The 5,290-nt window shown below is 62.1% G+C and carries 5 protein-coding genes and 2 pseudogenes; 3 read left to right on the forward strand and 4 right to left on the reverse strand.

Annotated elements, in window-relative coordinates:
- On the forward strand, positions 1 to 545 hold a 545-nt coding region (locus JCM19049_RS07720), incomplete at its 5' end, for an inorganic phosphate transporter (RefSeq protein ID WP_279402713.1).
- Positions 546 to 862: 317 nt separating this feature from the next.
- Here the strand turns inward: JCM19049_RS07720 and JCM19049_RS07725 are convergent.
- Positions 863 to 1,066, reverse strand: a complete 204-nt coding sequence (locus JCM19049_RS07725; RefSeq protein WP_054821300.1) for a hypothetical protein — start codon at positions 1,064 to 1,066, stop codon at positions 863 to 865.
- A gap of 294 nt (positions 1,067 to 1,360) precedes the next feature.
- Here JCM19049_RS07725 and JCM19049_RS07735 point away from each other — a divergent pair, with 294 nt between their 5' ends.
- Positions 1,361 to 1,891 carry a TraG/TraD/VirD4 family protein gene (locus JCM19049_RS07735; RefSeq protein WP_279402714.1) on the forward strand — a complete coding sequence of 177 codons (531 nt, stop codon included), beginning with the start codon at positions 1,361 to 1,363 and terminating at the stop codon, positions 1,889 to 1,891.
- A gap of 79 nt (positions 1,892 to 1,970) precedes the next feature.
- The gene (locus tag JCM19049_RS07740) at positions 1,971 to 2,579 is read left to right on the forward strand and encodes a DUF4913 domain-containing protein (RefSeq protein ID WP_279402715.1); all 609 of its coding nucleotides are present in this window, start codon (positions 1,971 to 1,973) and stop codon (positions 2,577 to 2,579) included.
- An 87-nt stretch (positions 2,580 to 2,666) separates the two neighbouring features.
- Here the strand turns inward: JCM19049_RS07740 and JCM19049_RS19380 are convergent, their stop codons facing one another.
- The 3 genes and pseudogenes from JCM19049_RS19380 to pstA all read right to left on the reverse strand — a co-directional run.
- Positions 2,667 to 3,176, reverse strand: a complete 510-nt coding sequence (locus tag JCM19049_RS19380) for a hypothetical protein (RefSeq protein WP_279402716.1) — start codon at positions 3,174 to 3,176, stop codon at positions 2,667 to 2,669.
- Positions 3,177 to 3,471: 295 nt separating this feature from the next.
- Positions 3,472 to 4,247: pseudogene (gene pstB, locus JCM19049_RS07745) on the reverse strand (phosphate ABC transporter ATP-binding protein PstB); the annotation flags it as partial.
- 54 nt (positions 4,248 to 4,301) lie between these two features.
- Positions 4,302 to 5,290: pseudogene (pstA, locus tag JCM19049_RS07750) on the reverse strand (phosphate ABC transporter permease PstA); the annotation flags it as partial.

A 5,290-nucleotide genomic window follows, 5' to 3' on the forward strand; every position in this document is an offset into this window, starting at 1 on the left:
CGGTGCTGCTGGGGGCCCTGCCCGGCGGCAGCGGCCTGGACATCCTGGCCAGCGGCGTACTGCTGCCGCTGGTGGTCACCCCAATTGTCGCCTACCTACTGGCCTATTTCCTGGTCCTGCCCGCCACCTGGCTGATCCGCCACGAAACGGCGCGCAATGTCAGCGCCCGTTCACGAGCCGGCCAAGCCCTGGGCGCCTGCGCGGTGGCCCTGGGGCTGGGGCTCCAAGACGGACAGCGTTCCGGGGCCATGCTGATGCTGGTATTCATTACCGCCCAGTCCATGGAGCCGGGAACCACCCCTGGGCCTGCAACTGACCGCGGCCGCCTTCCTGGCCTCGGGGTGTTGCTGGGCGGCTGGCGGATCACCCATACCCTGGAGCACCGGCTGGTGAAGATCGACCCGCTGCGCGGCATGGTCGCCCAGGGGGTGGCCGCGGGGCTGCTGTATGTCGGCGCCCTGCTGCTGCACCTGCCGCTGTCCACCAACCAGTCGGTGACCAGCGCAATAGTCGGTGCCGGCGCCAACCAGCCTTTGAGTCGGTGATCTGGCGCAACGTCATGCGGGTCGTGGGCCACTGGCTGGCCACCCCGGTGGTGTGTGTCCTAGGCGGCGCCGTCCTGGCGCTGGCGGCCTATCCCCTGACCCAGCTGTAGTCCCAAAGCCAGTCCCGGGGCTCGGGGATGAACAATTCCTCGATGGCGCATTCGAAACAGCTCGTCAGCCGGAAGGCCGGCGGAAGGGACGGGGCATACCGACCTTTCTGCGATGAAATCAACGTCTTCCGCCAGTCGCCAGCGCCTGGGCGAGCGCCGACTGGGACAGCCCCAGGACCCTGCGGAATTCGGCCAAGTGGTTCCGCATCAGCCTTCGGCCCGTCTTGGCGAGCGGTAGTGGGCGGCGAAGTCAAGTATCGCCAGCAGCACTGCCACCAGCAGCAGGTCGGTAAACACGGCGCTGGCCGCCCGGCCGTACCGGTGGCTTTCGACCGAGGACGCGACATCTTCGATGGCTGCGGCCAGCGTCTTGCGTTCCACGCACAGCACCCAGCAAAGGGCAACGGTCATGTAAAGCACCATCAGCGCCCCTAATACCGCGCCGAGCACTGGCCAATCCCCGCGGTGCTCAGCCCGAAAAACACTCCCATGCCCAGTGCCAGCAGTAGCGCGCAGGCCAGCGACACAGCGATCAGCGTCGCCGGTAGGCCTCCAAACAGTGCCCTGTCCCAGCGGAACTTCGCCGCCGCTCTAACCATCTCAACACCGTTCCCCTCGACCGATTGTGCCCTGACGGTTGCAGTTGTGGAAGCCGTCGAGGAGCTGGCAGCTCGCTCCGCCCGGAGCCGGCTAAAGACTCCTCTGGTGGGAGTGCTCGACGAGGCCGCCAACGTCTGCCGGTGGCGCGATCTGCCGAACCTCTACAGCCACTATGGTTCCCGCGGAATCATCCTCATGACCACTCTGCAGAGCTGGTCCCAGGGCATCGAGGTATGGGGTAAATCAGGGATGAAGAAGCTGTGGAGCGCATCGAATATCCGCGTCTACGGCGGCGGTGGCACCACCCATGACGGCAGCTTCCTCGAAGACCTTGTCCGCATGATCGGTGACTATGACCGCCTGACTTCCTCCACCTCATACGGACGCGGACAGCGCACCGTGTCGCAGCAGCTTCACCGTGAGCGCATCTTGGACGTGGACGACCTGGCGGCCATGCCCAAGGGATGCGCTGTGGTGTTGTCCTCGGGCAACCGGCCCACGCTGATCCGCACGCAGCCATGGATGGCTGACCCGCACGCCGACGCCGTGCGGGCATCCATCCTGGCCCATGACCCCGAAGCCGAGAAGGAACTCTCGGTGATTGAATCCGCATTGAGCACGGAGGGCGCATCATGAGCGACTGGGGAGAGGACGAATACACCGAAAACGAGGGGCAGCTTCCGCTGTCACGGATACATCCAGCTCGCCTGGGCGAGTGTTTGGGCTCGACATTGGCGGGCTTGCCGGTGAATACGTCGATGCGGCGGTCAAAGCCTCGGTCCGCAAGCAGGTCAATGACGTGGCCACGGCCGCGGTCGATGAAGCACTAACTGAGGAGTTGTTGGAATCCCTCAGGCAGCGAGCCGGCCAGGCGGCAGTGGCCGCCGTGACCGAACAGGTCGAGGCCAACCAGGCGGCCGACGAAGGCCAGGACGACGACGGCGAGGAGGAACCGGAGGAAACCCTCTACTACGGTTCCGTCGATGAGTTTGTTCGTGAGTACCTGCGCAATGTCTATCGCCGGGCGATTAACGGCCGCGCACGGGTCTGGGCTGCCCGGTGGTGGGAATACGACGAGGCAGTGATCCGTCTGGAAGCATTATGGCGTTCCTGGGAGCACCTGCGCATGGACCCCAGCACCGGCATGAGCGTGTGGTGGCGAGACCACGCGGACCACCATATGGCGGTATTGCTGGACCCGGACGGACCGTTTTCCTCGGCAGCGGACGCCGACGAGAACAAGTCCAAAAAAGGTCAACCGTTGCCTTATGTCCCACCCCCGGCAGGATTGTTCACAGAGCAACGACTTTCGGAACAACATTAAGCTAAAACAGCGACCGTACATCCACCCCATGAGTTGGATGCACGGTCGCTGTTCTGCGCCAAGAAATACGGTCAGCAGTCTTGAGCTTTAGTTCAAAGAAAAAATCCACCCGATAGTATTGACAAATCTTTCGGCATTTAAGGAAGGATCAGCATAATACTCAGCTTGCAAGCTCATGACCATCTCTTCGTCTTCAAGCTGATCAATTCGAAGCATGCCGGTATTACCGCCACTCATGGCAAAATCACATAGTGAATCAGCTTTCAAACAATCTACAACTAAGTCTGGGTCCCCCGTCGGGTCAATGTCCCTGATATTCGTTTGATAAATCGATAACACGAGCGAGACTGGCTGAACGGTTCCGTCTATCAGCAGCTCTAGAGAACCTTCTGTGGTGCGTACATTAGGGACTTCAAGATCCTCTTGTAGCCGACTAACCTCTCCATTAGGATGCTTCCAGTCAACAGCAAATGATCGAACCTCTTTTTGCTCGAACTGGAGGACTGGAGGAAGCTCAAGTGCATCCGGAGTCAACGAAAGAACATCCTGTTCCTGAGTTTGTTCAGGCTTCACAGCAACTGCACCACCGTTTTCCACTGAGCTAGCCATGTTAGAGCTACACCCAGTAAGCGTCGATAAAGATATGAGCGAGCAGCCGATCAGTACGCCAAGTTTAATTGTTGCAGTAGAAACGGGTTTCAATGTCACTTGAAGTCCGACCTGAGAAGTTCGTCGTTCCAAAAGTTACTCGATGATAGTGCGTCTTAAACAGCCGGTGGCCCACCCGCACGCGGGTGGGCCACCGGCCTGATCCCCTCCAGGATCCCCCGGAAGACCCCCTTCCGGACCGCCCGCCGCCAACGGCAGCGGACGAATTCTGTGCTTCCGCGCTACCGAAGCGGCCCGAGACGTAGTCCTCGGTGGCCTTCTGGGCAGGGTTGGAGAAAATGGTAGCGGTGTCGTTGTACTCGATGAGCTTGCCCGGCTTGCCGGTGCCGGCAATGTTGAAGAACGCGGTCTTGTCGCTCACCCGGGCCGCCTGCTGCATATTGTGGGTCACGATCACCACGGTGTAGTCGTTCTTCAGCTCATTGATCAGGTCCTCGATCGCCAGCGTGGAAATCGGGTCCAGGGCCGAACAGGGCTCATCCATCAGGATCACGTTCGGCTTGACCGCAATGGTGCGGGCAATGCACAAACGCTGCTGCTGGCCACCGGAAAGGCCGGAGCCGGGCTTGTCCAGGCGGTCCTTGACCTCGTTCCACAGGTTGGCCCCGCGCAGCGACTTCTCCACCAGCGCCTCGGCATCCGAGCGGGAGATCTTCTTGCCGTTCAGCTTCACCCCGGCCAGTACGTTGTCGCGGATGGACATGGTCGGGAACGGGTTCGGGCGCTGGAAGACCATCCCAATCTGGCTGCGCACGGTCACCGGGTCCACCCCGGCCTCATAGAGGTTGTCCCCGTCCAGCAGCACCTCACCCTCGACGCGGCCGCCGGGAATCACTTCGTGCATGCGGTTCAGGTGCGCAGGAAGGTGGACTTGCCGCAGCCGGAGGGGCCGATGAAGGCGGTGACGGATTTGGCGGCGATGTTGATGTTTACATCCTGCACGGCCAGGAATTTGGAGTAGTAGACGTTCAGGTCTTTGACGTCGATGCGCTTTGACATGGTGGTTGGGTCCTTTGGAAAAACTGTGGGTGACAGGTCCGGAGCCGGTGCGGCTCAACGGCCCTTCTTGGGGGCGAAGATCGAGGCGACCAGGCGGGCGACGAGGTTCAGCGCCATCACCATCAGGATCAGCAGCAGGGCAGCGGCCCAGGCACGCTGGATTGACGGGTCGATGTTCGTCGGGCTGGTCGGGGTCAGGATCTGGTAGTAGATGAACGTGGGCAACGTGGACATCCAGTTGGCGAACACGTTCAGGTTGATGTTGCTGGCGATGCCAGCGGTGACCAGGATCGGGGCGGTCTCACCAATCACCCGGGCAATGGCCAGGGTGACGCCGGAGCGATGCCGGAGATCGCGGTGGGGATGACCACCTTCAGGATGGTGCGCCAGCGGCGCACGCCCAACGCGTAGGAGCCTCACGCAGCTCGTTCGGCACGATCTTGAGCATTTCCTCGGTGGAACGCACCACCGTGGGGATCATCAGCACGCTCAGCGCGACGGCCGCGACAATGCCCATGCGAGCGTTGGGACCCAGGATCACCCCGAAGAACGCGGCGGCGAACAGGCCGGCCACGATCGAGGGGATGCCGGTCATCACGTCAACGAAGAATGTGATCGCCCGGGACAGCAGCCCGCCCTTGGAGTATTCGACCAGGTAGATGGCGGTGAGCATGCCCACCGGCACCGAGATGATGGTCGCCCACAGGGTGATCAGCAAGGTGCCCATCAGCGCGTGGTACGCCCCGCCGACGACCGGCCCGCCCTCGGCGACGCTCTGGTTGTCCACCGCACCGGTGACCCCGTTCATTGAACTGGTCAAGAAGTGCAGGCTCATCCCCGGCAGGCCCTTTTCCAGCACGGTGTAGATCACCGAGGCCAGCGGGATCAGCGCCAGGATGAAGGCGCCGTAGATCAGGTACAGGGCCAGCGCGTTCTTCCCGCGCCGGGCCCCCTCGACAATGCCGGTGGCCGTGGTGGCCCCGATGACGAACAGCAGCGCCGCGTAGATCGCGAAGCTGGCCACCGAGAATCCGCCCAGGTGG

The sequence above is a fragment of the Arthrobacter sp. JCM 19049 genome, from assembly GCF_001310435.1.